Raw genomic sequence first — 25,609 nt, 5'->3', positions numbered from 1 at the left:
GGCGCTCACTCGGAGGGCTTCTGGCCCATGAGCTGGCGCTGCAGCCGGGTGAGCTCGATTTCGAGCACCGCGAGCTCGGCATAGAGCGGAAACCGGGCGCTCCGCCCGTCGCGGTACCAGTCCGCCATCTCCTGCCGCAGCGCTTCCCGTCGCCCGACGGTGTCGATGATCGCGGCCCGGATCTCGGCGATACGCGCCGCCTCGTTCATCGCGGCGCCTCCCGCGGCGGGCGGTGGTCCCGGCGATTCTGGCTCTGTCTCATGGGCGGACTCCCGAGATGGCTTGCGGGCCGGGCGTTTGCGGGAGGCAGGCGCCCGGATCCGGCAAGAAGAGGACGCCCGCTGCGCCCCGCCCGTCAAGAGGCTCGTGCCGGGCACAGCGATTCGGCTCTTGGCAAACCTCAAATTCCCGACTAATTTCAGTGGGAATTTCGGGGGCCATCCGCCCCCGCGCAAGCTCGCGCAGTTCGCGCCTCGCCAGCCAGCAGTACCGGGAACCCAGGCCTTCGGCCGTGCGGAACGCACGGGAAGGTCCATGCTTTCGTTCGTGGTGGCGGGTTTCCGGGATCAGGACGCAATGCTTGGGGATCCCTTCAGCCGGATCCCTCCGGGGGTCTGGAGGCACCATGGGCAAGATCGAGCGGGTGAGGGAAATGGCGCCGAGCGGCCGGGGCCGCTCCGGCGCGCGACGGGCAGGAGGCGGCGCACTGCTTCTTCTCTGCGTCGGGCTGGCAGGACCGGCGCCTGGCCAAACCGTGGACGGCCCGGCGGGGCCCGAGGCGCCTCTGACGATGGCGCCTTCCAGCGTTGCGCCCCCGATCGCGGCGCCGCTGGAGGCAGTGGTGCCGGCAGGGAACGAGTCCGCGGACACGAGCGCCCCGGCGACAGAGGCTCCGGCGCCCGGAGCGCTGCCGGCGGCGCCCGAGGCGGTTGCCGCCGGAGCGGTGGAGACGGACGCGGCGTCCGCCGCCGATATCGCGCCACAGGCGGCGGATGCAGGGCTCGAAACCCTGCCGCACGACCTCTCGCCCTTCGGCATGTTCGCCGCGGCGGATGCGGTGGTGAAGGCGGTGATGATCGGGCTCGTGCTCGCGTCCATCGCGACCTGGACGGTCTGGCTGGCCAAGACGATCGAGATCCTCGTGGCGAAGGCGCGGCTCCGCCGGGCGCTCGCGATCCTCGCATCCGCACGCGACCTCGATGCCGCCGACGCAGCGCTTGCGGGCCGCGGCGGGCCGGCGCCGCTCATGCTCGCGGCGGTGCATCACGAGGCGGGTGTTTCGGCCGAGGCCATTGCGCGGGGCGAGGGGCAGGGGCTCCTCGGCCGCGTCACCTCGCATCTCACCCGCATCGAGGCGCGCGCCGGACGGCGGCTCAACCTCGGGACCGGGCTTCTGGCGACGATCGGCTCGGTTGCACCCTTCGTCGGGCTCTTCGGCACGGTCTGGGGGATCATGAACAGCTTCATCGGCATCTCGAAGGCCCAGACGACCAACCTCGCGGTCGTGGCGCCGGGCATCGCCGAGGCGCTGCTTGCGACGGCGCTCGGCCTCGTTGCCGCCATCCCGGCGGTGGTGATCTACAACATCTTCGCCCGCTCGATCGGCGGTTATCGCGCGCTCCTCGGTGATGTGGCAGCGGCGGTGGAGCGGCTGGCGAGCCGCGATCTCGACAGCGGTCGGCTTTCCCGCCCGCAGCAGTGGCGCGCGGCGGCGGAGTGAGCCCATGGCCGGAAGCCTGACACGCAGCGGCTCCGACGAGGAGCTGGTCGAGACCCACGAGATCAACGTCACGCCGTTCATCGACGTGATGCTGGTGATGCTCATCGTCTTCATGATCGCGGCGCCGCTCGCGACTGTCGATGTCCCGGTCGATCTGCCGGGCTCGACCGCCGAGCCCCAGTCGCGGCCCGCGGATCCGGTCTATCTCACGGTGAAGGAGGATCTGTCCCTCGCCCTCGGGGACGCGGCCGTCGCGCGCGATGCGCTCGGGTCAGAGGTCGCCCGGGCAACCAAGGGCGACAAGGAGGCGCGCATCTTCCTCCGCGCCGACCGGACGGTCGATTATGGCGCGCTGATGGAGGTGATGAACCTGCTCCGCGCGGCGGGGTATCTCAAGGTGGCGCTGGTCGGTCTCGAGCAGACGGCGGGCGGCACCCCGGCGGAGGGGCGTGCGCCATGACAGCGCTTGCCGGATTGCCGCCCGGATTTTCCGACCGGATGACCGCGCGCGAGGCGCTGCTCTGGAGCGGCGCGGCTCTGGCGGCGCTGTCGCTGCACGCGGGCTTCGTGCTCTGGAGCCTGCGCACGCCCGAGGTATCGGCGGCGGCCGCCGCCCCGCCCGCTGCGGTGATGATCGATCTCGCTCCGGTTCCGGCCGCCCCCGCGGCGGAGGAGACCGAGATCGCGCCGGATCTGGTCGATTCGCAGCAGATCGAGGCGGAGATGCCCGACATGCCGGAGCCTGTCGAGAGCCCTGTCCTGCCGGTGCCCCAGCCTGCGGAGCCGGTGGAGCGGGCCATGCCGATGGACGCGCCCGAGGCGCCGAGCCTCGCCGAGCCGGTTCCGGATGTCACCCCGCCCCCCGACGCGCCACCCTCCGAGGTGGTCGAGGCGCGGCCTGTCTCGCGCCCGAAAACGCTCGAGCCGCTGTCCGAGCCGGTCGAGCGCCGCGAGGTGGCCGAGGCCAGGCGGAGCCCTGCGCCGTCGCAGGCCGCCCGCCGGGCAAGGGTCGCCGATGCCGCGCCCTCCGAGACCGCGGCGGCGCCGGAGACGAGCCGGGGTGGCGCGAGCCGCGTCGCGCCCGCGCGCTGGACCTCGCGGCTGATGGCCCATCTCGAGCGCCGCAAACGCTATCCTTCGGGCGCGCGGCGGCGGCATGAGGAAGGGGTGGCGCAGGTCCGCTTCCGCATCGATGCGCAGGGCAATGTGCTCGGGGTCGCGCTCGCCCGCTCCTCGGGCTTTCCAGAGCTCGACGCGGAGGTGCTGGCGATGGTGCGCCGGGCCTCACCGGTTCCGGCGCCCCCCCCCGGCGCGCCGCTCGATCTGACCGTTCCGGTTCAGTTCCGCGTCCGCTGATGATGGCCTTGCGCCGCCCGCCCGGGCGGCGCGGCCGCTCAGCAGGCTACGCGCGTGGCATGTTCCACGGTCGCGACGGACCGTGAGGTCGCTCTGCGCGCCATCAGCTCCGCTTCCAGCTCGCTGACCCGGGCCTCGAGCCGCGCGATGCGCGCGGCGGCGTCACCTTCGGGCTTTGCAGCGGGGGCGGGCAGGCGCGCGCGCAGGGCCCGGGTGTGACCTCCGAGCCTTGCGGCAAGACGCGCCAGGCGTTCGCGGAGTGCTTCCAGCGCGGCGCTCCGCAACCTTGTCAGACTGTCGTCGGGAGGCATGGCTGCGAGGCCCCAGCCCGCAACGCTGACCGCACCGAGCCAGAGGACGAAGCCCGCGCCGCCGCTTGCGAGGGGAACGAGGGCTCCGGGCAGCAGGGCGAGCGCCCAGGCGGCGTTGCGCGCCCGGGGCTGCTCCGGCGCGAGGGTCAGGCGGAAGGCTCGGCGGCGTTTCGGGTCGGTGGCGGCGAGCCAGCCGAGGGCGGCGAGGCTCGCGCCGGTGGCGGCAAGGGTGGCGATGGCGCTCATTCGGCGGGCTCCGCGGTCAGGGCGGGGCGGGCAGCCCCGGCGGGTTTCGTCAGGGCCCAGAAGGCGATCCCGCCCGCGATCAGCAGGAGATCGACGGTCAGGACGTCATGCTGGCCATGGAGCAGCGCGTCGGACCAAGTCATCCCGCCGGTGGCGAGCCGCAGGAGCGGCAGCAGGAGGCAGGCTGCGGCGAGCGTGCGCTGGAAGAGGCGGGTGAGACGGGCCGGCTCCGCAACGAGCAGGCCGGCGAGGATGGAGGCCCCCGCGCCGATCAGGAACCCGGCGGGCGTCCACCAGAAGGTATCCCCCGCGGGCCGGGCGATGCAGCACGCCCAGGCGGCGGTGAGCATGCCCAGGGGCAGGCCGTAGCCGGTGACGAGCATGGCGCGGCCGAAGGCGTCCCAGAGCGGTTGACCGGCGCGGCGGCGGACCCAGAGCCGCAGGCCGGAAAGGATCACGAAGCACATCGCGATCCCGAGCCCGCCCCAGACCGCCTGCGAGAAGATCCCGGCGAAGTCACCGAAATGGAGCGGGAACATCAGGCCATAGAGCGCGGAGCCCGCAGAGGGGGTCCGCCCGACCATCGGGGCCGCGCCGAGAAAGCTGCGGCTCGTGCCGTCGAACTCCTGCTTGACGGGAACGAGCCCACCCGGCGCCGGTCTATGCCAGACGGTGACGCGGGCATCCGCGCGGCCATAGCCCGCGATCGCGACGAAGGTTGCCGGGGCGCCGGCGCGCGCCGTCGAGTCGGCCAGCAGGTAGTCGAGGCTTGCAAGCCGGGCCGGGGTTGCGTCTTCGGGCACGGGGGGCTCGAACAGCGTTTCGGACATCGCCTCCTTGTCGCCACCGAAGGCGACGCTGGCGACCAGAGGGAAGCCGATCGTCGAGGCGAAGCTGAAGAAGGAGCCGGTGAAGGCGAGAAGGAAGGCAAATGGCAGGCTCCAGCTCGAGGCCAGCACGTGGCGGTCGCGCACCGAGACCAGCCGTCCGCCCGGCCGCTCCGCGACGAAGAGATCGCGGATCACGTGGCGGTGCATGATGAGCCCCGAAACCACGGCGGCCATCATCATCAGGCCGAGGATGCCGGTGACCAACAGCCCCCAGGGCTCGGGGAGGTAGAGCTGGACATGCAGGTCGACGAGGAACTGCTGCAGGGCGCTGGTCGCGTAGGCGGCGGGATCGTTCCAGACAAAACCGTCATGGCGCTCGAGCACCGTGCCCGTTCCACCATCGACCCGGAAGATCGTGCCGTAATCCTCCTTGAGACCGCTCTCGGGGTTGAGCCTGTGGTCGTGGAAGAAGATGTGGAGATCGTCGTCGTGCCCGGCCCAGACGCCCACGTCATGGAGGAAGGCTGGATCGACCTCCCCGGCGAGGGCGCGGACGCGGGCATCGACCGGGCCTTCGAGCGGCGCGCTTTCGCGAATGCCGCCCGCCGACCAGCGGCCGATCTCGCGGGCGAAGACCGCGGCGGTGCCGGTTGCCACCACCGCATAGAGCAGCAGGCCAAGCAGGACCGCCGACCAGCCGTGGATCGCGGTCAGGCGTTTCATCTGGGCCTGGGTGACGGCGCGGAGCGGGGCGGTCAGCATGTCGATCGGGGAGAATTTCATGAGGCGGATCCTTGCGCGCGGGCAGCGGGGTTCAGGAGAGCGCGATGGCGACGGCGGCTGCCTGGAGGACGGTCGCGCCGCAGATCACGCCGGACGCCTGCACGAGGTTTTCCGTGAGGCAGGCGTAGAAGAACGGGATGGCCCAGAGGAGCGGCGTGAGGATGATCGGAAGGGCGATGTCGTTGACCCCGGCTCCTCCTGCAGGCATCCAGAGCGGCATGGCCGCCATCGTTGCCAGAGCAGCGAGGATCGCGCCTGGACCGGCAAGCAACCAGCGCACGAGGCGCGGCCGGCCGCGGATCCCTGCCGCGAGGCGCGCGCCAAGGCCGCCTGGCCGGGCCAGCAGCCCGGTCGTTTCCATGTGTTCGGTGGCGGTGAAGCCCGCGTCTCCCGTCATGCCATACCCCCAAGCTTTTCGAGTGGCTGGCTACCGCAAGTCGGGTCGCGTCGCTGGTCTCAATCTGAACTGAAATTGTCGGAACTGCAAGCCGCGCTACCAAGTGTAGCGCAGCGTCGCGAGGGCCGTCCGCCCGTCACCGTAGTAGCATGTGCCGTAGTAGCAGGTGGTCTCGTATTCCCTGTCGAAGATGTTCTTCGCGCTCACCTCGAGCGAGACATTCTCGGTCACGCCGTAGGTTGCCGCGGCATCGACCACGACATAGCCGTCGATCCTGGTGGTGTTGGCGATGTCGCCGTAGCTGCTGCCGACATAGCGGACGCCGCCGCCGAGATTGAGCGGACCCATCCGGTCGCGGGCCGGGAGGGTGTAGTCGATCCAGGCAGAGGCCATGTGCTCGGGCACGCGCGGCGGGCGGTTCCCCACCACGGCGCCATTCCCGTCGCCGGTGATTTCCGCGTTCCAGTAGGAATAGGCAAGCGTCATGTCGAGCCCGTCGGCAAGGCCCATCTTGCCCTCGAACTCCAGCCCCTTGACGTTGGTCTCGCCGATCTGGCGCTGGACGCCAGGGCTTACCTCGGTCGGCACATTGCTCTGGGTGAGGTCGAAAAGTGCGAGGGTGAAGAGCGCGTTCAGGCCATCCGGGCGGTATTTGAAACCGACTTCGTATTGCTCGCCCTCCTGGGGATCGAAGCTGCTGCTGGAGTAGCCGTTGCCGGTGGGGCTCACCAGCGGTTGGAAGGACTGCGCGTAGTTGGCATAGGCCGAGGCATTCGGCGTGACCTTCCAGGTGATGCCCGCCCGGCCGGTGAAGGCCTCCGCGGTGACGTCATCCTCCCTCCCGGTATCGAGATATTCCGAGACGGTATTCACATGGTCGTAGCGCCCGCCGAGCGTCAAGATCCAGCGTTCGGCGACGGTGAGCTCCTCCTGCGCATAGAGACCGAGCGCCTTCTGTTTCACACGCCAGTCGACATATGGCCCAGGAAAGACGCAGTCGCGGCCGCAGTACTCCGGGTCGTTGAAATCTATCCCGCCGGCGTAGCCGTATCTGATGTCTTCGTGGGTGTTGTCATAGGTGTAGTCGAAGCCCAGGAGCGCACGGCTGCGGGCCCAGGCGAGTCTGCGATCGATCTCGAGCTGCGTGTCGATGGCGAAGCGGTTCGAATCGCCGTAGGTCGCAAACGCCTCGCGGGGCACATCCGCGGCAAGCCCGCCGCCATAGACTTCCTCGTAGTCGAGATCGAGTGTGGTGTAGCGCGCGTTCTGACGCAGCGTGACGCCCGGGGCGAAGCCGTGCTCGAAGAGATAGGCGATGCTGGTCTCTTCGGTGTCGAACCGGTTGTAGTCGGGTTCGCCGAAGAAGCTCGTCGGGTCGAAATCCGTGCCCTCGGGAATGCCGTGCGCGCCGGTGCCATTGTATTTCGAATAGCTGGTGAGGAAGGTGACGGAGGTATTCCCGTTCGGAGTGAAGGTCAGGGCGGGCGCGATGTAGAGCCGGTCGTCGTTCGATTCGTCCCAGCCCTGATCGGCGTCCTGCCAGAGCGCCGTCAGACGGTAGCGCCAGCGCCCTTCCGTGTCGACCGGGCCGCCGAAATCGGTGCCGAACTCGACGTGATCCTTGCCGAGGGTGCTGTAGACCTCGGCGTGCCGCGTCTCGAGCGGGCGCTTGGTGATTGCGTTGACGAGCCCGCCCGGCGCATTCAGCCCGAAGAGGGTGGAGGTCGAGCCCTTCAGCACCTCGATGCGCTGGAAGGCGTAGGGCTCGCGCCGGCTCGCGGTGAACCAGGCGGGGATGCGCGCGCTCAGGCCATCGCGATAGGTGCCAAGCGCGGTCTCGTCGAAGCCGCGGATGCGGAAATAGTCATAGCGGTCGTCCGATCCGAATTCATCTACGAGCACGCCCGCCGTATAGGAAAGCGCGTCCTGGAGATTGTCGACGCCGCGCTTGCGCATCTCGTCCTCGGTGATGACGGAGACGGCCGCGGGAATGTCGAGGATGGCGGTCGGGGTCTTGGTGCCGGTCGTGGACTCTTCGGCAACGATCGTCTCGTCGGGCCCGAAGGCGCTCGGGGCCTCGCCCGTCACGGTGATCTGGCCGAGCATGAAGTTGGTATCCTGCGCCGGGGCGGCCTGGGGCAGGGCGGCAGCCGCTGCGAGAAGGCCAAAAGCCGGGGCTTGCGCCCGCCGCCGCCCGCGGGCGGCGGCCCGCGCGAGTGCATGTGTCATCTGAAGGTTCCCCACCTGACGGGTTTCTGGTCCGCTGTCAGCGGGTGGGGAAGGCCTGCCATACTGTGGGCGCCGTGATCGCGGAGCCGGGAGGTGAAGTCAACCTCCCGCGCGCCGCGATGGCGGCTCAAGCGGTAACGATGCGTCCCGCGTCGAGCCGCAGGATCCGGTCCATCCGGGCAGCGAGCTCGGGGTTGTGGGTGGCGATGAGTGCGGACAGGCCGGTGCCGCGCACGATCTCCATCAGCATGTCGAAGACATGGCCCGCGGTCTCCGGGTCGAGGTTGCCGGTCGGCTCGTCGGCGAGCAGAAGCCGGGGCCGGTTGGCAAGCGCGCGTGCGATCGCGACCCGCTGCTGCTCGCCGCCCGAAAGCTCGGCGGGGCGATGTCCGGCCCGCGCGGAAAGCCCCACCGCGGCGAGAAGCTCATCGGCACGTGCCTCTGCCGTGGCACGCGCGACGCCTGCCGCACGCTGCGGGAGCGCGATGTTGTCGCGGGCGGTGAATTCCGGCAGCAGGTGGTGGAACTGGTAGACGAAGCCGATGGTCTCTCGTCGCGCCTTTGTCCGCGCCCCGTCGCCCGCGCGCGAGAAATCCGCGCCGAGGATCCGGAGCGCCCCCGCGCTCGGTGCGTCGAGCAGCCCGGCGATGTGAAGGAGCGTCGACTTGCCGGCCCCTGATGGCGCGACAAGTGCCGCGACCTCGCCGGCGGCAAGTGCGAGGGTCGCCCCCTCGAGTACCGCAAGCTCGCCGGGCTTTCCCGGATTGTAGATCTTGGTGATGCCCTCGAGCGCGAGCACCTCGCTACCTGCCTCAGCCATCGCGAAGCGCCTCCACCGGATGCAGCCGCGCCGCGCTGCGGGCGGGCCAGAGCGTGATGACGAAGGAGAGCCCGAGCGACATCGCCATCACCGCGAGCACGTCGAAGGGCCGGAGCCGGGCGGGAATCTCGGTGAGGAATCGGATCTCGGGATTCCAGACCGACCCGCCGGATATCCATTCCACCACCGCCTGGATGTCGTGGATGTAATAGGCAAAGAGGCAGCCGAGAATCACCCCGAGCCCGGTGCCGACCACACCGATCAGCGCGCCGCAGAGGAAGAAAACCCGCATGATCGAGCCAGACGTGAGGCCCATTGTGCGCAGGATGCCGATGTCGCGCCCCTTGTTCTTCACCAGCATCACGAGGCCCGAGATGATGTTGAGCGCGGCAATCAGCACCACGAGCGAGAGAATGATGAACATCACCCGCCGCTCGGTATCGAGCGCGGAGAGGAAGGCGCCGTTGGCGTCCTTCCAGGTCCAGATGAGGCCCCGTGGCCCCGCAGCCTCGGCGAGCGGCGCGCGCATCGTGTCGACCGCATCCGGGTTGTCGAGCATCACCTCGACCTCGTCGGCGCCCCCCTCGCGGTCGAAGAAGCTCTGGGCCTCCGCGAACGGCATGAAGACGCGGACCTTGTCGATGTCGTAGCGGCCGACACCGAAGATATAGACCACCTCGTAGTCGTTGAGCCGCGGCTGGGTGCCGAAGGGCGTGTCCATGCCCTCGGGCGAGATCAGCGTCACCACATCCCCCAGCCCGACGCCGAGCTCCCGGGCAACGCCCGTGCCGATCGCGATGCCCTTGTCGAGCTGTCCGAGATCGCCCGCACCCATTTCGGGATGGGCAACGAGCGGCACCTTCTCGAGATCCTCGAGCCGTTCGCCCAGCACCTCGACGCCCGCGGCACGGCCATGGGCCGAGGCCATGACCTGGCCGCGGATCAGCGGCGCGGCGCTCGTGACGCCGGGCACCTCGGCGAGCCGCTTCGCGAGCGCATCGTAATCCGGGATCAGCCGGTCGGGCATGCCGGCCTCGTCGGGCTCGGTCGCATAGTAGATACTCGCATGGGCATTGGCGCCGAGGATCCGGTCGGTGAATTCCTCGCGGAAGCCGATCATCACCGCCTGGACCACGATGAGAGTCGCGACCCCGAGCATGACCCCGATCAGCGAATACCAGGCGATGACCGATATGCCACCCTCGCGGCGCCGCGCGCGGAGGTAGTGCCAGGCGATGTTCCATTCGAAGGCGGAGAAAGGGGCGGGGCTGGCGGGCATGGGCGGCGTTGACCTCGGGCTGCGTCTGCGCGCGGAAAGTGTGTGGGGCGGCAGGGAAGGTCAAGGCACAATCCCCTGAGCCCAACGCCCCGGCGGGAAACCCCGACCGGGTCTGGAGGGGCGTGCTTTTCCGCGGTGCGGCAGAAATCGGGGTTTTGAAAACAATTCATTAGGGAATTGACGCTTTGATCCGGCCAACACCCGCCTGGCCAAGCCCGCATTCATTCAGATCATCCGCCGGTCGTTCCGGTCCCACCAGACCCCCGAAGGTGCCGATGCCCGTGTCTCGATTGAGTCTCTCCGCCGCCGTTTGCGCGTCGCTCGTGCTGCTTTCGGCCTGCGAGCCGCAACGCTCCTCCAGCTCGTGGGCGCGCAATGGCGCCATCGATCCGAGTGCGGCCTACATCCTGCCCGATCCCGGCGGCCCCGTCGTGGTCGGCGCGATCCAGCGCAATCTCGGCAATGCGATCGAACACGAGATCCTGCTCGGCACCTCGACGCGGACGCCGGGCCAGAATGCCCTCAGCCTCACCGTCTTCGGCCGCGGCTACCGCAGCGGCGAGGGCGGGATCGGTGACCGCCAGCCCACCGACGCGAGCATCGAAAAGGAGATGGCGGCGGCTTTCCCCGGGGTCGACATGCAGATCGCGCCCTTCTTCGTGCAGAACCGCTACGGGCCCTTCGGCTATGCCGTCGGCCGCGGGGGAGGGCGCGACACTTGCCTCTACGGTTGGCAGCGGCTGGAGATGACGAGCGGGTCGAGCCCGTTCTATGCCAACCGGTTCCATCTCCAGATCCGTCTCCGCCTCTGTGATTCGCGGCTCACCGAGCGGCAGCTGCTCGATGTGATGTACGGCTACACGCTCGCCTCCTATTTCGGCAGCCAGTACCCTGACCTGCAGCGTGTCGGCCCGCCCCGCGCCGGAACCGCGATCGGGACCGAAAGCGAGATCCGGCCGCAGGGCGGCGTCGAGGTCGCGATGGTCCTGCGCGCGCCCGAGCCGGTTGCCACCTCCCGGCCCCCTGCACCGCCCCCGGCCGAGCCCCGCGTTGCGGCGGAAGTCACCATCCCCGCGCCGCAGGGGACTGCCGCGGTGGCCGCCCCGACCCCTGCCGCCGTGGCGGCGGCGGGGCCGATCGTGCCGCCCCCAACGCTCGGCGGCGTCGCCGCGTCATCCGCTGGCGGAACGCCCGTCATTCCCGCCCCCGCGCAGCAGGCCGTCAGCGTCGCGCGCGAGATCGCCCTTCCAGCCGAAATTGCTCGACAGGTAGATAAATGAAGAAGATCGTTGTCTGGCCGCTCTGGGCGCTTCTCGCGCTGGTCCTCCTCTCGCTCGTGACCCTGCCGGTGAGCCTGCAGGCGCAGCTCGTGGGAAGCGCCATCATCCTCGGCGCGATGATCGTGATGAAGCAGTTCCGCCCCGATGGCGTCTGGCGCCTCGTGGCCCTCGCCTTCGGCACCACGATCGTGCTGCGCTATGTATACTGGCGCACGACGAGCACGATCCCGCCCGTCAACCAGATCGAGAACTTCATCCCCGGCTTCCTGCTCTATCTCGCGGAGATGTACAGCGTCGGCATGCTTGCGCTCAGCCTCTTCGTCGTCGCGAAGCCGATGAGCCCGCGGGAGCCGGTGATGCCTGCGGGCAAGCGTCTGCCCACCGTCGATGTGTTCATCCCGACCTACAACGAGGACGCCGAGATGCTCGCGAACACCATCGCGGCTGCGCAGGCGATGAACTATCCAAAGGATCTCGTGACGATCTGGCTGCTCGATGACGGCGGCACGGAACAGAAGCGCGGCTCCGACAAGATCCTCGAGGCTGCCGCCGCGGAGCGGCGCCATGCCGAGCTCCGGGGTATCTGCGACGACTTCGGCATCCGCTATCTCACCCGCGCCCGCAACGAGCATGCCAAGGCCGGCAATCTCAACAATGCGCTCCAGCACAGCCATGGCGAGCTGGTCGCGGTCTTCGATGCCGACCATGCGCCCGCCCGCGACTTCCTCGAGCGCACGGTCGGCTATTTTGCGGAGGACCCGAAGCTCTTCCTCGTCCAGACACCGCATTTCTTCCTCAACCCCGATCCGGTCGAGAACAACCTCGGCACCTTCGAGAAGATGCCGTCGGAGAACGAGATGTTCTACGGCATCATCCAGCGCGGCCTCGACAAGTGGAACGGCTCGTTCTTCTGCGGTTCGGCGGCACTCCTGCGCCGCGAGGCGCTCGAGCAGACCGGCGGTTTCTCGGGCGTCAGCATCACCGAGGACTGCGAGACGGCGGTCGATCTCCATGCGTCGGGCTGGAACAGCGTCTACGTCGACAAGCCGCTGATCGCCGGGCTCCAGCCCGCGACCTTCTCGAGCTTCATCGGACAGCGCAGCCGCTGGGCCCAGGGCATGATGCAGATCCTCCTGCTGCGCTCGCCGATCTTCAAGCGCGGGCTCTCGATGCCGCAGCGGCTCTGCTACATGTCCTCGACGCTCTTCTGGCTCTTTCCCTTTCCGCGGATGATCTTCCTGGTGGCACCGCTCTGCTACCTCTTCCTTGATCTCCAGATCTTCACGGCCTCGGGCAGCGAATTTCTCGTCTACACGCTCGCCTACATGGTCGCGAACATGCTGATGCAGAACTATCTCTACGGCTCCTTCCGCTGGCCATGGATCTCCGAGCTCTACGAATACATGCAGTCGGTGCATCTGTTGCCGGCCGTCATCTCGGTGATGTTCAATCCGCGCAAGCCGACCTTCAAGGTCACGGCAAAGGATGAGTCGGTGTCCGAGGACCGGCTCTCGGAACATGCCCGGCCGTTCTTCCTGATCTTCGGCATCCTGCTCGCCGGGCTCGCGGTCAGCATCTACCGGATCTATACCGAGCCGTGGAAGGCGGACGTGACGCTTGTCGTGGGCGGCTGGAACCTCCTCAATCTCATCATGGCGGGCTGCGCGCTCGGCGTGGTCTCCGAGCGCGGGCAGCGCCGGGTCTTTACCCACCGCGTCAAGGTGAGCCGCCGCTGCGAGTGCCGCATCTCCGATCAGGTCTATCCGGGCACGATCGAGGACGTTTCCGTTCATGGCGCGCGGGTCGTCATCTACGGCGTCAATGCAGCCGAGCTCTCGCGCGGCATGGCCGGAGAGATCAGCTTCGAGCCGCTTACCGAAGGGGTCGGCGGCAGCCTGCCCATCCTGATCCGTGCTGTCGGCGACGATGGCGACACCGTTGCGCTCGGCTGCCGCTATGCGCCGGAAACGGCGGAGCACCGGCGCCTGATCGCGGATCTCATCTTCGCGAACTCCGCGCAATGGAGCGAGTTCCAGATCTCGCGGCGGCGCAATCCGGGCGTGCTGCTCGGAACGCTCGGCTTCCTCGTTACCTCGGTGCGCGCCACCGGGCGCGGGCTTTCCTATGCGTTGGCCGCGGCATTCCGTGGCTCGGGCGCACGCGAGGAAATCAAGGGCGGAAAGAAGGCATGATGAAGCGCATCCTCCCCCTCCTTTTTGCCGCGGCGGTTGCGGCGCCCGCACTGGCGCAGTCCGTGCCCTTCGACATGTCGCCCGAGCGGCGCCCGGCCGATATCCGTGTCCTGCCGCTCGGCCTGCCCGTGCCCCAGGCGCCCGATGCGGCGGCGGTCGTCCCGGAGCCCCCCGAGCCTGCGCGGCTGCATCTCGTTCCACCGGCGGAGACTCTGCTCTCGGGCGAGATCGCCCTCCGGCGCTGGTCGCTCTATCTCAATGCCGACAGCCCGCACGATGCCGAGCTGCACCTCGGCTACCAGAACTCGGTGATGGTTGCGCCCGAGGCCTCGCGCCTGCGGGTCTCCATCAACGGCATGGCGGTTGCCGAGACCGCGATCCAGTCGCCGGACCGGGTCTCGGATTTCGTGGTGGCGATCCCGGACGGAGTTTTGCGGCACGGCCGCAATGACATCGTACTTGAGGCCTCGCAGCGCCACCGCACGGATTGCACCGTCGATTCGACCTACGCGCTCCGGACCGAAATCGACCCTGCGCGCACCTATCTCGCGTTCTCCGATTCCGATGGTCCGCGGCTTGCCCATGTCGAGGATATCCGTGGCCTGCCGATGGATGCGCGCGGGCAGGCACGCGTCGCGGTTGCCGCCCCGGGTCTCGGGGAGGACGCGACGGCGGACAATCTTGTGGCACTCGCCGAGCGCATCGGCCTGCTCGCCGAGATGCCGCAGCTCAGCTTCACCACCTCCCGCGAGATCGGAGAGGATTTCGCCACGGCGGAGCTCGCGGTGGCGATCGGGACCGCCGACGAGCTGGCGACCCTCGGCATAGATCTGCCCGATGAGGTCGGATACCTGCCCGTGTCGCGCTTCGTCGACGATCCCGTGCTCGGGCCGATCCTTGTCGTCGGCGGCCCGACCCCCCAGGCGGTGGAGCGGGCGCTGGCCGACTGGGCCAGCATCATGCACCCGCGGGGGGGCGCAACCGAAACATGGCCGGGCACCGATATTCCGCTGCTTGCCTCGGGTGGAAGCATCGACTTCGCGGCTGTCGGTCTCCGGACGGAGCAGTTCTCCGGCCGTCGCTACGCCCGCGAGTTCGATGTGGCCGTGCCCGCCGATTTCTACGCCCAGTCCTACGGCGAGGCGAAGATCATGCTTGATGCGGCCTTCGCCCGCGACGTGCGCCCGGGCAGCCGGATTGATGTCTATGTGAACGACCAGATCACCACGACGCTCCCGATCATGGAAACCGGGGGCGGCGTGCTGCGCCAGCTTCCGATCCGCGTGGGCTTGCGCGAGATGCGCCCGGGGCCGAACCGGATCCGGCTCGAGGCGATCATGGTTACCGACGCGGACGAGACCTGCGTGGCCGGGACCACCGCGTCCGAAACGCCGCGCTTCGGCCTCTTCTCGAGCTCGCGCCTCGTCATGCCGCGCTTTGCCCGCATCGCGCAGCGCCCCGATCTCTCGGCCTTCGCCGCCGCCGCCGCACCTTATGGCGGGGCGGGCGGACCCGTGCCGCTTGCCCTCGATATCCGCAGCCCCGAGACCGTCGCGGCATCGATGACGGTCGCGAGCCGGCTGGCGGCGGCTGCGGGCAAGGTCATTCCGCTCGAGGTCGTCGCGCCCGAAACCGATCTCGCCACGCGCTCGGCCCTCTTCGTCGCTCCGGCCGCGCGTCTTGCGCCCGCCGTGCTGGCTCAGGCCGGGATCGCGGCGCCGTCCGAGTCCGGCTGGATCGCTGACGAAGCCGCAACCGCCGCCGCCGTGCCTGGCAATGTCGACGCGCTCGAGGAGTGGCGGGCATCGCTCGAGAACAGCCCGGTGCGCCGGCGGCTCCGGGATCTCGGCGAGACCCTGCAGGAAAACTTCGACCTTTCGCTTGCAGCACTTCGGCTCACTCCTGGCAAGATCGAGCCTTATGCACCGTCGGAGGCGGACACGCTTCTCGTGGCCCAGGCGTCGAACCCGGCAGGCAACGGTACCTGGACCGTCATCACCGCACCCGATGCGGCTGCGCTCGGCGAGGGTGCCGCCGGGGTCTCCGAAGTGCGGAGTTGGGGCGCCCTTGCAGGACGGCTCACGGTCTATTCCGCCGTCGGCGGCACGATGGCCTCGCTCCCGGCGCTCGGCGTCGATCTCGTGCCCACCCAGCCCTGGACGATCGCCAATGTCCGGCTCATCGCGGCCAACTGGATGTCGGCCCATGCTCTTGCCTATTCGCTCCTGCTCGCGATTGCCTGCGTCCTTCTCGGCGTGGTGACGCTCGCGCTGCTCTCGCTCCTCGGCAGGCGATCATGACGTTGCGGCGAAAGACCAGGCAGGGTGCGCGCGCCGCGGCCTGCGTCGCCGCGGGGCTCCTCGCCGGACCGGCCGGCGCGCAGGCGGCGGCACAGCAACTCGTTCATGCCGACGAGTGGCAGGCCTATGCCGGCGCATTTGTCACACCCGAGGGCCGGATCACCGACGACGCGAATGGCGGCATCTCTCACAGCGAAGGACAGGGCTATGGCCTGCTGCTCGCGTATCTCGCCGGGGCGGAGGCGGATTTCGACAGGATCTGGCACTTCACCCTCGCCGAGATGAAGATCCGCGACGACGGGCTGGTGGCATGGAAATGGGACCCGGCGGCTACGCCGCACATCACCGATGTGAACAATGCTTCCGATGGCGATATTCTCATCGCTTATGCCCTCGCCCTTGCCGGCAAGGACTGGAAGAAACCGGAATATACCGCCGCCGCTGCCGATCTCACCGCGGCGATCGGGGCTGCGGTCCTCATCCCGGACCCGCACGGGCTCCTGCTCCTGCCGGGCGCCACGGGCTTTGCCGAGGGCGAGCGTGACGATGCTCCGGTCGTCAATCCTTCGTACTGGATCTTCGAGGCGATGCCGGTGCTGGCCCGCCTTGACCCGGCACATGACTGGGCCGCCGTCGCCGCGACGGGCGCGGCCCTGATCTCGGAAATCCGGTTCGGAACTCGGGCTCTGCCCCCGGACTGGCTCTCGCTCGCAGGCGAGCCGGAACCCGCCGCCGGGTTTCCGCCAGACTTTGGCTACAACGCCTTGCGCATACCGCTCTATCTCGTGCGCGCCGGCAACGTCGATCCGGCCATGCTGGCCCGGTTCCGGGAGGGCATGACGGCAGGCGACGGTATCGCGATCGTCAACCTCGCCACGGACGAGGTGACGGGCGCGCTTGACGATCCGGGCTACCGGGCAATCCCAGCCCTGCTGGCCTGCCTGCTCGGGGAAGGCCCGCTGCCCGAAGAGCTCACCACCTTCACCACCAGCCATTACTACCCCTCCACATTGCACCTGCTCGTGCTGAGCCATGCCAGAAAGGAGTTGCCGCAATGCCTCTGACTGCCGGATTCGCGCGGGATCGAGCCCTGGCCCTCGCCCTCCTGCTCGCGCTTCCTCTGCCCGCTGCTGCCGAGCAGATGGATGGGGCCGGCAAGGTCGCCGAGGCGCAGGAGACCATCAATGTCGATGAGTCGGCCCTCCGCTATTTTGCCCGCCAGGGCGACATGCGCCGCCTCAATGCCGAGATCGAACGCCTCAAGGCGCTCTACCCCGGCTGGAGACCCCCCGCCGATCCCCTTGCGTTGCCGCCCGGCGGCGATCCGCGGATCGAAGCGATGTGGCGGCTCTTCGCCGAAGGCCGCTATGCGGAGGTGCGCGACGCGATCGCGAAGACCCAGGCCGAGGATCCCGATTGGACCCCGCCCGAGGATCTGCTCAACCAGCTTGCCGCAGGCGAAACCCGCACGCGGCTCGTCAATGCCTCCGATCTCAAGCAATACGGCACCGTCGTGCGCGTCGCGACCGAGAACCCGGAGCTTCTCACTTGTGCCGACACCGATGTGCTCTGGCGCGTGGCAGAGGCCTTTGCCGAGACCGGCAAGGGCGAACGGGCGAAGGACGCCTACAGCTACGTGCTCGAGAACTGCGAGAACCCGGACGAGCGGCTCGCGACCATGCAGAAGGCGATGAACGAGCTTCGCCGGCCGATGATGGTCGATCTCCTCAGCCTCGAGCATACACAGACCGACGGCCGCGGTGAGTTCGACAGCATCCGCGACGAACTCGCACGCCGCGCGGTTGCCGAAGGCAATGCCGATGCAAAGCTCTCGGTCGAGCCCGCCGATCTCACCCGCGTCGCAGCGCTCTTCGAGACCAAGGGAGATGTGCACGATGCGCTCCTCCTCGGCTGGTATCACCTCCAGCGCGAGCAGATTTCGGAAGCCTCGACGTGGTTCGAGAAAGCACACGGCGTCGAGGATACCGCCGTGGGGGCGCAGGGGCTCGCCCTCACCCAGATCGCGGAGGGCCAATTCGCCTCCGCTGAAGCGACCATGGCGCCCTGGCGCGACGATTCCGATGCCGCGCGTTCGGTTTATCTCGCAGCATCGGCCAATCTGCTCGCGGGCGACCCGCCGGCCGTGCTCGATGAGGCGGTGCTCCAGCGCATGGTGCCTGCGGTTCTGAAGGCGCAGGATGCCGCCACCGCCCGCCAGCTCGGCTGGTATGCGCGGGCCTTCAAGCAGGAGAAGACAGCGGAACAGTGGTTTGTGACCGCGCTCGGCTGGAATGCGGGCGACGAGGATGCCGCTTACGGGCTCGGCCTCACGCGTGTGGCGCTCGGCGATTCCGCAGGTCTCAAGGCACTCAAGTCCGACTGGTCGGGCAAGTCGGAGCGCATCGCCGCGCTTGGCGTTCCCGCAAGAGGCGGCTCCGGTGGCGGCGGCGGCGCTGCGCGCGTCACCGACTGCACGCGCTACGTCAATCCCGCAAGCCTTTCTGCCGGCAGCGCACTGGCCCGCGGCTGGTGTCTGCTCGATGCCAACCGCGCGATGGATGCCGCCGCGGCCTTCGGCGTCGCCCTCGGCAGTTCCTCGGCCAAGACCCGCTCCGATGCAGCCTACGGTCAGAGCCTTGCCTACCTGCGCGCGGGACTTGTCGATCAGGCGGCGGCGGCGGCCACGCGGGCGACCCAGAGCGAGGGGCGATCCGAGGAACTCATGTCCTCGATCCTCTCCGAGCGGGCCACGGCCGCCTACAACCGAGGCCGCTACCGCGAGACGCTCGAGATCCTCGATCACCGGGCCAGCGTCGCACCGGAGCAGGTCGACCTCATGGTCCTGCGCGGCTACTCGCTCTACAATCTGCGCCGCTACCATCTCGCCGAGAAGGTCTTCGAGGCAGCTGCGCGTTCGGGCAATGCCGAGGCGGCTCGCGGCCTCAAGCTCACACGGGCGGCAAAGCGCAATCCGCGCTGAGCTAGGAAAAGGGGGCAGGGGAGTGCTGACCCCCGCCTCCGCGCTCCGCCACCGCCAAGGCTTTCCTCGCGGCGGTTTTCGCACGATACCGGGCCGGACACCCGGAGACCGCGCCCATGTATGTTCCTCCCGCCTTCCGCCTCGAAGATCCCGCCGAAATCCGCGCCGCCCTCGCCTCGTTCCCGCTCGCGAGCTTTGTGACTGCGGGCACCGAGGGCCTGATGGCGACGCCGCTGCCGCTTTTCCTCGATGAGAGCGAGGGGCCGCATGGAACGCTCTACGGTCATCTCGCCCGGGCCAATCCGCAGCAAAAGACCGATGCACGGGAGGGGATGGCCATCTTCATGGGACCGGATGCCTACGTCACCCCGAGCTGGTACGAAACCAAGCGTGAGACCGGAAAGGTCGTGCCCACCTGGAACTATGTCGCGATCCATGCCTGGGGGGAGATCGCGTTCTTCGATGATCCCGCGCGGCTTCACGACGTCGTCTCGCGCCTCACACGGCGGCGCGAGGCCGGGCGCGCCGAGCCGTGGGAGGTGGCGGACGCGCCCGAGCGGTTCGTTGCCGCCCAGCTCCGCGGCATCGTCGGCCTGCGGATGACGCTCACCCGGATGGTCGCGAAGAGCAAGATGAGCCAGAACCGCAATGCCGCGGACCGCAGCGGCGTGAGCCGCGGTCTCGCCGAAAGCGGTTCCGAAACGGACCGGAGCGTCGCGAACCTGATCCCGGAGTGAAATCCGGCCCCGCCGCACTAATGCAGCGGGGCTGGTGGTCCTACTGTTCCTCGACGAGCGCCAGAACGCCCGTGAGCGGGATATGCAGCCAAGCCGGCCGGTTTCCGAACTCGTAGGCGATCTCGTAAAGCCCTTTCTGCAGCAGGAAGAGGTCGAGCAGCGCGGCCTCGAGCGCCGGATCCTGGGGGATGGAAGCGGCACCCGCCACATGCGTGCGGTAGGCGGCGAGGAAGTCCTCCGTCGTCTTGTCCCGCCAGGCGCGCACCTGTGCCTCCGCCTCCGCGGTGTCGGCATCGAAGGAAGAGAGATGTTTCTCGAGAGCCATGGAGGCGGCATAGTCGAAGGAGCGTAGCATCCCGGCCACATCGCGCAGCGGAGAGGACTTCGCCCGCCGTTCCGCGAGGCTCCTGCCGGGCTCGCCCTCGAAGTCGATGATCGCGAGATCGGCCTGTGCGATCAGCACCTGTCCGAGGTGATAATCACCATGGATGCGCGAGCAGCCGCCGGAGGGAGCCATGCGCGCCACAGAGGCGATGCGTTCCTCGATCTTGCCGCGTGCCGCGAGAAGCCGCGCGACATCGCTCGCAACATCCTCGGTCAGACTGCTCTGCGCGGCCGCGAGTTTTTCGAGCACGGCATCCGCATCGGCGGCCACTTCATCCGCCCAACGGGCCAGACGCGCCTGATCGATGGGCTCCACCGCGAAGGCGGGGTTCTCCGTCGGGATCGCGAGCGCCTTGTGCAGCTCAGCCGTGCGCTGGCCGAGCAGCGCCCCGATTCCGAGCGGCAGACGAAAGGACTCGGGTTCGAAGGGCGGGTCGACGGAGGCCGAGCGCATCTCGCTGCTGGCGAGATCGCGCGCCAGCGCCTCGGTGACGGCGGCCCAGGCATCGCCCTGGTTGGGATAGAAGGCGAAGGCCGCGGCAAGCGTCGTCGGCTCGCTGTCGACAAGCTCGATTGAGCCGTAATAGGCCGGCGTGTTGGTGAAGCCCGCCTCTTCGGTGAGGAAGCGTGCAATCTCCACATCCGGCTGCTCGCCAGCCCGCAGGCGGCGGTAGATCTTCAGGATCACCGTGTCGGCAAACGAGATCGACACGTTGCTCTGCTCGACCCCGAGCGGCCGCGGCTCACCCACCTCCTCGATGGCGCGGAATGCCTCGGTCGAATTGTAGCGCACGGTGCCCGCCGGCCCCTGGTGCTCGTGGTTCTGCTGCATCTCGGCGATGAACTGTGCCGCCAGGCGCTCGTCATATGCTCCGTCCACCAGCGCGCCGACATTCGGGCCGCGCCGGATCTTGGCAAGCGTGTAGGAGAGCTTCGGTGCGCCGGGATGGAGATTGTCGTCGCCCCAGCGGGCTGAAATCGGCAGGAAGTAGCGATGCACCTCGCCGGAAAGCGTCACGTCGATGGCAACGAGCGAGAAGGCGCCCGCCACCAGCTCGCCGAGCGGCACGAGCTTCACCGCCTCGATCGCCACGTCCTTGTCCGCAAACCAGCGCTGCAGCGGCAGGAACTGCGGCAGTGCATCCTGCTCGAGCTGGATGCGCTCGCGCCCGGTGATCGCGGTTTCGATGCGGCCGTCGCGGGAGGTGAGCGTGATGAAGTCGGGCATGATTTCGGGCATGGTTTCGTGCCAGGCAGGCGCCTGCTCCTCTGCTGCGAGCAGGAACCAGTAGAAGCCATAGCCCGGCAGCGTCAGCATGTAGGGCAGGTCTCCCACCGGAGGGAAGGCCGAGCGCCCGGTGAGCTCCACCGGCACGAGGCCGCGGAAGCGCGCGAGATCCAGCTCCACGGCTTGCGCCGAATCCGCGAGATTGGCGACGCAAAGTATGGTGTCGCCATTGAATTCCCGCAGATAGGCGAGAATCTTGCGGTTGCGCGGATAGAGCAGGGTCATGAGTCCGCGCCCGAGTGCGGGGTGCTGCTTGCGCACCATGATCATCCGCCGCACCCAGTTGAGCAGCGAAGAGGGCTCGGAGGCCTGCGCCTCCACGTTCACGGCCTCGTAGCCATAGACCGGATCGAGGATCGTGGGCAGGTAGAGTTGTTGCGGAGTGGCGCGGCTGAAGCCCGCGTTGCGGTCGGGCGACCACTGCATCGGTGTGCGCACGCCGTCGCGGTCGCCGAGGTAGTAGTTGTCGCCCATGCCGATCTCGTCACCGTAATAGACGATGGGCGTGCCGGGCATGGTCATCAGCATCGAGTTCATCAGCTCGATCTTGCGCCGGTCGTTGCGCATGAGCGGTGCGAGCCGGCGGCGGATGCCGAGATTGATGCGCGCCCGGGCATCCTCGGCATAGGTCTTCCAGAGGTAATCGCGCTCGTCCTCCGTCACCATCTCGAGCGTCAGCTCGTCATGGTTCCTGAGGAAGATCCCCCACTGGCAGCCCTCGGGGATCTCGGGCGTCTGGCGGATGATGTCGGTGATCGGGTGTCGATCGGCCTGTGCCAGCGCCATGTACATCCGCGGCATGAGCGGGAAATGAAAGCCCATGTGGCATTCGTCGCCATCGCCGAAATAGGGCCGCGTGTCCTCGGGCCACTGGTTCGCTTCAGCGAGCAGCATCCGGTCCGGATAGTGCTTGTCGAGATCGGCGCGGATCGCCTTCAGCACCTCGTGGGTCTCGGGGAGGTTCTCGTTGTTGGTGCCCTCGCGCTCGACGAGATAGGGGATCGCGTCGAGCCGGAGACCGTCGACGCCCATGTCGAGCCACATGCGCATGACTTCCAGCACCTCCTGGAGCACGCGGGGATTGTCGAAGTTGAGGTCGGGCTGGTGGGAATAGAACCGATGCCAGAAATAGGCGCCCGCCACCGGATCCCAGGTCCAGTTCGACTTCTCGGTGTCGAGGAAGATGATCCGCGTCTCCGGGTATTTCTCGTCGGTGTCCGACCAGACATACATGTCGCGCTCGGGGCTTCCGGGCGGCGCCTTGCGCGCGGCCTGAAACCACGGATGCTGGTCGGAGGTGTGATTGATGACGAGCTCGGTGATCACGCGCAGGCCGCGCCGGTGGGCCTCGTCGATGAAGGCGCGGAAATCCTCCATGGTGCCGTAGCTCGGATTGATCGCACGGTAGTCCGCGATGTCGTAGCCATCGTCGCGCAAGGGTGAGGGGTAGAAGGGCAGCAGCCAGATCGCGGTGACGCCGAGCTCCTGCACATAGTCGAGGCGCTGCATGAGACCGGCAAAATCGCCGATCCCATCGTTGTTGGAATCCATGAACGCCTTGATGTGCATCTGGTAGATGATGGCATCGCGGTACCAGTCGGGCTGGCTGCGGTCGATTCCGGCGGTGCTGCTTGCGGTTTCGGATGTCATTCTGCGGTTACTCCTGCCGGCTGCCGGGCGCGTAGAGCTGCCAGATCGTGTAGGGGCGGCTATGCGGCTCTAGTTCGAGCAGCTGCAGCTTGCCGTGCCAGGTGAAGCTGTTGCCATGCACCGCGTCGCGCACCTCGATGGAGGCATCGTCCGGCAGGCCGAATTCCCAGAGCGGGACGTCGAATTCGAAGAACTGGGTTTCTTGGGGATCGAGATTGACGTGGAAGAGCAGGAAGTCGCTGCGGTCCGGCGTGAACTTGCCGTAGGAAAGCACCTTGTCGCTCGTTGTCCGGTAGAAGGCGAGATTGAGGAAATCCCGCATCCCCGGATGATGCTGGCGCAGATGGTTCATCAGCCGGATATCGTCCTTAATATGGCCGGGCCGGTTCATGTCCCAGGCGCGGATCTCGTATTTCTCCGAGTTGAGATATTCCTCCTTGCCCGGTACCGGCGTGCCGTCGCAGATCTCGAAGCCGTTGTAGAGCCCGTAGTTTCCCCCGAGGCTCGCGGCGAGCACCAGCCGCGAGCGGAACCCAGGCCTGCCGCTGGTCTGGAGCGGCACCGGGTTGATATCGGGCGTGTTCACGAAGAAGTTCGGCCGCATGTATTCGCGGCACTCCTCCTGCGTGAGCTCGGTGAGATACTCCTCAAGCTCCTCCCGGCCGTTGCGCCAGGTGAAATACGAATAGCTCTGGCTGAAGCCCACCTTTGCGAGCCGCTTCATCACCTTGGGCCGGGTGAAGGCTTCGGCGAGGAAGATCGCGTCGGGATGCCGGGCGCGAACCTCGCCGATCATCCACTCCCAGAACGGGAAGGGCTTGGTGTGGGGGTTGTCGACCCGGAAGATCTTCACCCCCTGATCGATCCAGAACAGCACGATGTCGCGCAGCGCATACCAGAGGCTCGGCAGCGCGCCGCGGTAGAAATGGACATTGACGATGTCCTCGTATTTTTTCGGCGGGTTCTCGGCAAACTTGATCGTGCCGTCGGGCCGCCAGTCGAACCACTCGGGATGCTCCTTGATCCACGGATGATCGGGCGAGCACTGGATCGCGAAATCGAGGGCGATCTCAAGACCGAAGTCGCGGGCGGTATCGACGAGCCTCTTGAAGCTGTCGAAATCTCCGAGCTCTGGATGGATTGCGTCGTGCCCGCCTTCGGGCCCACCGATGGCATAGGGGCTGCCGGGATCGTCCGGCCCTGGTGTCAGCGTGTTGTTCCGGCCCTTGCGGTTGGTCTTGCCGATCGGGTGGATCGGCGGGAAATAGAGCACATCGAAGCCGAGATCGCGGATGTAGGGCAGTTTCTCGATCACGTCATCGAAGGTGCCGTGGCGGCGCGTGTCGCCCGATTGCGAGCGCGGGAAGAGCTCGTACCAGGCGCTGAAGGCCGCCGCCTCGCGGTCAGCGAAGACCATGAGGGGTTTGTATTCCGTGAGGTTGGTGCGCGGTGCGGCGCGCTTCATCGTCGCCGCGATCGCCTTCGAGGTGAAGGCGGCCAGCCGCTCGCCGATCCCGTGCCCGGCCTCGTCCTGCCGCAGCAGGGCCGCGAGCACGGCCTTGTCCTCGGGCGCCGCATCGTGCTCGGGCGCAACCGCCGCCTCGATCAGGTGGCGCGCCTCGATCAGCTCGAGCGAAATGTCCTGGCCCGCGCCATGCTTCTTGCCGACGTCGTGCTGCCAGGTGCCGAAGAGATCGCGCCAGGCGACGATGGTGATCTCGTAGAAGGCATTCTCAGGTAGCGTAACTGTGCCCGTCCAGCGATCATTCACCAGTCGTGTCAATGGCGCTTCGCTTACCGGCCCGCCATCGGCACGGCGGACGCGGATGGCGGCATCGATACCGTCGTGCCCATCCGAGAAGATGTCCGCCTCGATCACCATGGGCCGGCCGGCGACCGCCTTGGCCGGGAAGCGTCCGCCGTCGATTTCTATGCTCACACCCTCGATGGCGATGCGGCTCGCGGCAAGCCCGTTCAGCACCGCGAGGGCTTCGGAGGTCCGGGACGTTTCTCCGGTGGTTGAGCGTTTCGAGACGGTGGCCTCCGGCGAGGAGACGCGTTGACCCTTGTTCACCATGATCCTCCCATTCGTCATTTTCCGTGGCGGACACATAGTGCACCGGACCCTGCGCGGCGAATGTGCCCGTCTTCGGCCCCATAAGAGGGGACCTGCGGTTGATGCTCAAGGGCGGATTGATCCTTCGAGGAACACGGTCTCGGTTATGCGGCCCGGATCGGGCCGCATGAGAGGGCATCACGCATCTGTGATGCCCGGGCCGCCCGGGAGGCGGCGGGCATGCCGCACACCAGCGGCGTGGCGGTTCAGGCAACCGCCGCGTGGAACGGATCGTCGCTCGTCAGGCGACCTGAGCGACTTTCACCGGTGTGGCCGCAAGGGCTTCGGCGCGGACATCCTCCATCTGCTCGGTGAGCTTGCGGAAGTTCTCCTGCGCAAGTCCTGCGGTCTTTTCCGCGATCAGCGTCGCCTCGGCAGTGTAGTCCTTGGTGAGGCCGGTCGCGAATTCCCGCTGAACGCAGATTGCGTCTTCCGCAGCGTGGCATTTCGCGAGCTTCTGCCAGAAATCGGCCTGGGCCTGCATGCGGCGGCTCATGAAGGCGAAGATCTCGGCTCCGGCCTCGAGATTGGCCTCGATGAGCCGTTGCGGCGATTCGATCGCCCGGGCCATCGCGACTTGGGTCATCTCCATCATGCGCTCCGCGCCTGCGAAGCTCGGTGTCAATGCCTTGGCCGCGGCATCTAGTTGGGATTCCTTTGTCATGGTGGCGGGCGTCTCCTCTGTTTGTCTTGTTCTGCCCGGAGCGTTTA

At 67.8% G+C, this 25,609-nt stretch carries 19 protein-coding genes; 9 read left to right on the top strand and 10 right to left on the bottom strand.

Features of this window, described 5'->3' with window-relative positions; all coding sequences use genetic code 11:
* Positions 1-5: 5 nt before the first annotated feature.
* On the bottom strand, positions 6-209 hold the full coding sequence (locus tag ACF66B_RS20065; RefSeq protein WP_111430655.1) for a hypothetical protein: 204 nt from the start codon (positions 207-209) through the stop codon (positions 6-8).
* 416 nt (positions 210-625) lie between these two features.
* Here ACF66B_RS20065 and exbB point away from each other — a divergent pair, with 416 nt between their 5' ends.
* The 3 genes from exbB to ACF66B_RS20050 are packed head-to-tail and all read left to right on the top strand — an operon-like array spanning position 626 to position 3,076.
* Positions 626-1,720, top strand: coding sequence for a tonB-system energizer ExbB (exbB, locus tag ACF66B_RS20060; RefSeq protein ID WP_111430654.1), 1,095 nt, complete (start codon positions 626-628; stop codon positions 1,718-1,720).
* A gap of 4 nt (positions 1,721-1,724) precedes the next feature.
* Positions 1,725-2,180, top strand: coding sequence for a TonB system transport protein ExbD (gene exbD / locus ACF66B_RS20055; RefSeq protein WP_111430653.1), 456 nt, complete (start codon positions 1,725-1,727; stop codon positions 2,178-2,180).
* Entirely contained in the window at positions 2,177-3,076 is a 900-nt protein-coding gene (locus ACF66B_RS20050; protein WP_392665020.1) for an energy transducer TonB, read from the top strand. Before exbD ends, ACF66B_RS20050 begins: the two co-directional genes overlap by 4 nt.
* A gap of 38 nt (positions 3,077-3,114) precedes the next feature.
* On the opposite strand, the gene ACF66B_RS20045 is transcribed toward ACF66B_RS20050, so the two are convergent.
* The 6 genes from ACF66B_RS20045 to ACF66B_RS20020 form a co-directional block, all read right to left on the bottom strand.
* The gene (locus ACF66B_RS20045) at positions 3,115-3,633 is read right to left on the bottom strand and encodes a hypothetical protein (protein WP_111430652.1); all 519 of its coding nucleotides are present in this window, start codon (positions 3,631-3,633) and stop codon (positions 3,115-3,117) included.
* A complete protein-coding gene (locus ACF66B_RS20040; RefSeq protein ID WP_111430651.1) occupies positions 3,630-5,246 on the bottom strand; it encodes a PepSY-associated TM helix domain-containing protein in 1,617 nt (538 codons plus the stop codon). The genes ACF66B_RS20045 and ACF66B_RS20040 overlap by 4 nt, the downstream gene beginning before the upstream one ends.
* Positions 5,247-5,277: 31 nt before the next feature.
* Positions 5,278-5,643 carry a hypothetical protein gene (locus tag ACF66B_RS20035; RefSeq protein WP_392665016.1) on the bottom strand — a complete coding sequence of 122 codons (366 nt, stop codon included), beginning with the start codon at positions 5,641-5,643 and terminating at the stop codon, positions 5,278-5,280.
* Positions 5,644-5,739: 96 nt separating this feature from the next.
* Entirely contained in the window at positions 5,740-7,749 is a 2,010-nt protein-coding gene (locus tag ACF66B_RS20030) for a TonB-dependent siderophore receptor (protein WP_392665104.1), read from the bottom strand.
* Between the two features lie 250 nt (positions 7,750-7,999).
* On the bottom strand, positions 8,000-8,692 hold the full coding sequence (locus ACF66B_RS20025) for an ABC transporter ATP-binding protein (RefSeq protein ID WP_111430649.1): 693 nt from the start codon (positions 8,690-8,692) through the stop codon (positions 8,000-8,002).
* Complete coding sequence (locus ACF66B_RS20020) at positions 8,685-9,971, bottom strand: lipoprotein-releasing ABC transporter permease subunit (RefSeq protein ID WP_111430648.1); 1,287 nt, start codon at positions 9,969-9,971, stop codon at positions 8,685-8,687. The genes ACF66B_RS20025 and ACF66B_RS20020 overlap by 8 nt, the downstream gene beginning before the upstream one ends.
* Positions 9,972-10,252: 281 nt before the next feature.
* On the opposite strand from ACF66B_RS20020, the gene bcsN reads away from it, so the two are divergent.
* The 6 genes from bcsN to ACF66B_RS19990 all read left to right on the top strand — a co-directional run bounded on the left by bcsN (position 10,253) and on the right by ACF66B_RS19990 (position 19,460).
* Positions 10,253-11,251: a cellulose biosynthesis protein BcsN gene (bcsN, locus tag ACF66B_RS20015; protein WP_162683329.1), complete on the top strand. Its 999-nt coding sequence runs from the start codon at positions 10,253-10,255 to the stop codon at positions 11,249-11,251.
* A complete protein-coding gene (gene bcsA, locus ACF66B_RS20010; protein WP_111430646.1) occupies positions 11,248-13,443 on the top strand; it encodes a UDP-forming cellulose synthase catalytic subunit in 2,196 nt (731 codons plus the stop codon). Before bcsN ends, bcsA begins: the two co-directional genes overlap by 4 nt.
* Positions 13,440-15,743, top strand: coding sequence for a cellulose biosynthesis cyclic di-GMP-binding regulatory protein BcsB (locus ACF66B_RS20005; RefSeq protein ID WP_111430645.1), 2,304 nt, complete (start codon positions 13,440-13,442; stop codon positions 15,741-15,743). The genes bcsA and ACF66B_RS20005 overlap by 4 nt, the downstream gene beginning before the upstream one ends.
* Positions 15,740-16,807, top strand: coding sequence for a glycosyl hydrolase family 8 (locus tag ACF66B_RS20000; protein WP_111430644.1), 1,068 nt, complete (start codon positions 15,740-15,742; stop codon positions 16,805-16,807). Before ACF66B_RS20005 ends, ACF66B_RS20000 begins: the two co-directional genes overlap by 4 nt.
* Positions 16,798-18,723 carry a cellulose synthase gene (locus ACF66B_RS19995; protein WP_111430643.1) on the top strand — a complete coding sequence of 642 codons (1,926 nt, stop codon included), beginning with the start codon at positions 16,798-16,800 and terminating at the stop codon, positions 18,721-18,723. The genes ACF66B_RS20000 and ACF66B_RS19995 overlap by 10 nt, the downstream gene beginning before the upstream one ends.
* 116 nt (positions 18,724-18,839) lie before the next feature.
* A complete protein-coding gene (locus tag ACF66B_RS19990; protein WP_111430642.1) occupies positions 18,840-19,460 on the top strand; it encodes an FMN-binding negative transcriptional regulator in 621 nt (206 codons plus the stop codon).
* A 40-nt stretch (positions 19,461-19,500) separates the two neighbouring features.
* Here the strand turns inward: ACF66B_RS19990 and treS are convergent, their stop codons facing one another.
* From treS to ACF66B_RS19975, 3 genes are all read right to left on the bottom strand, one after another.
* Positions 19,501-22,782, bottom strand: coding sequence for a maltose alpha-D-glucosyltransferase (gene treS, locus ACF66B_RS19985; protein ID WP_111430641.1), 3,282 nt, complete (start codon positions 22,780-22,782; stop codon positions 19,501-19,503).
* Positions 22,783-22,789: 7 nt separating this feature from the next.
* Positions 22,790-24,856, bottom strand: coding sequence for an alpha-1,4-glucan--maltose-1-phosphate maltosyltransferase (locus tag ACF66B_RS19980; RefSeq protein WP_392665009.1), 2,067 nt, complete (start codon positions 24,854-24,856; stop codon positions 22,790-22,792).
* A 283-nt stretch (positions 24,857-25,139) separates the two neighbouring features.
* Positions 25,140-25,562 (bottom strand): phasin family protein, encoded by a 423-nt coding sequence (locus ACF66B_RS19975; RefSeq protein WP_111430639.1) that lies wholly within the window; start codon positions 25,560-25,562, stop codon positions 25,140-25,142.
* Positions 25,563-25,609: the final 47 nt, after the last annotated feature.

The sequence above is a fragment of the Amaricoccus sp. B4 genome (assembly GCF_043226085.1).
GTDB lineage: Bacteria > Pseudomonadota > Alphaproteobacteria > Rhodobacterales > Rhodobacteraceae > Amaricoccus.
This window is presented reverse-complemented; position numbering and strand designations above follow the sequence as displayed.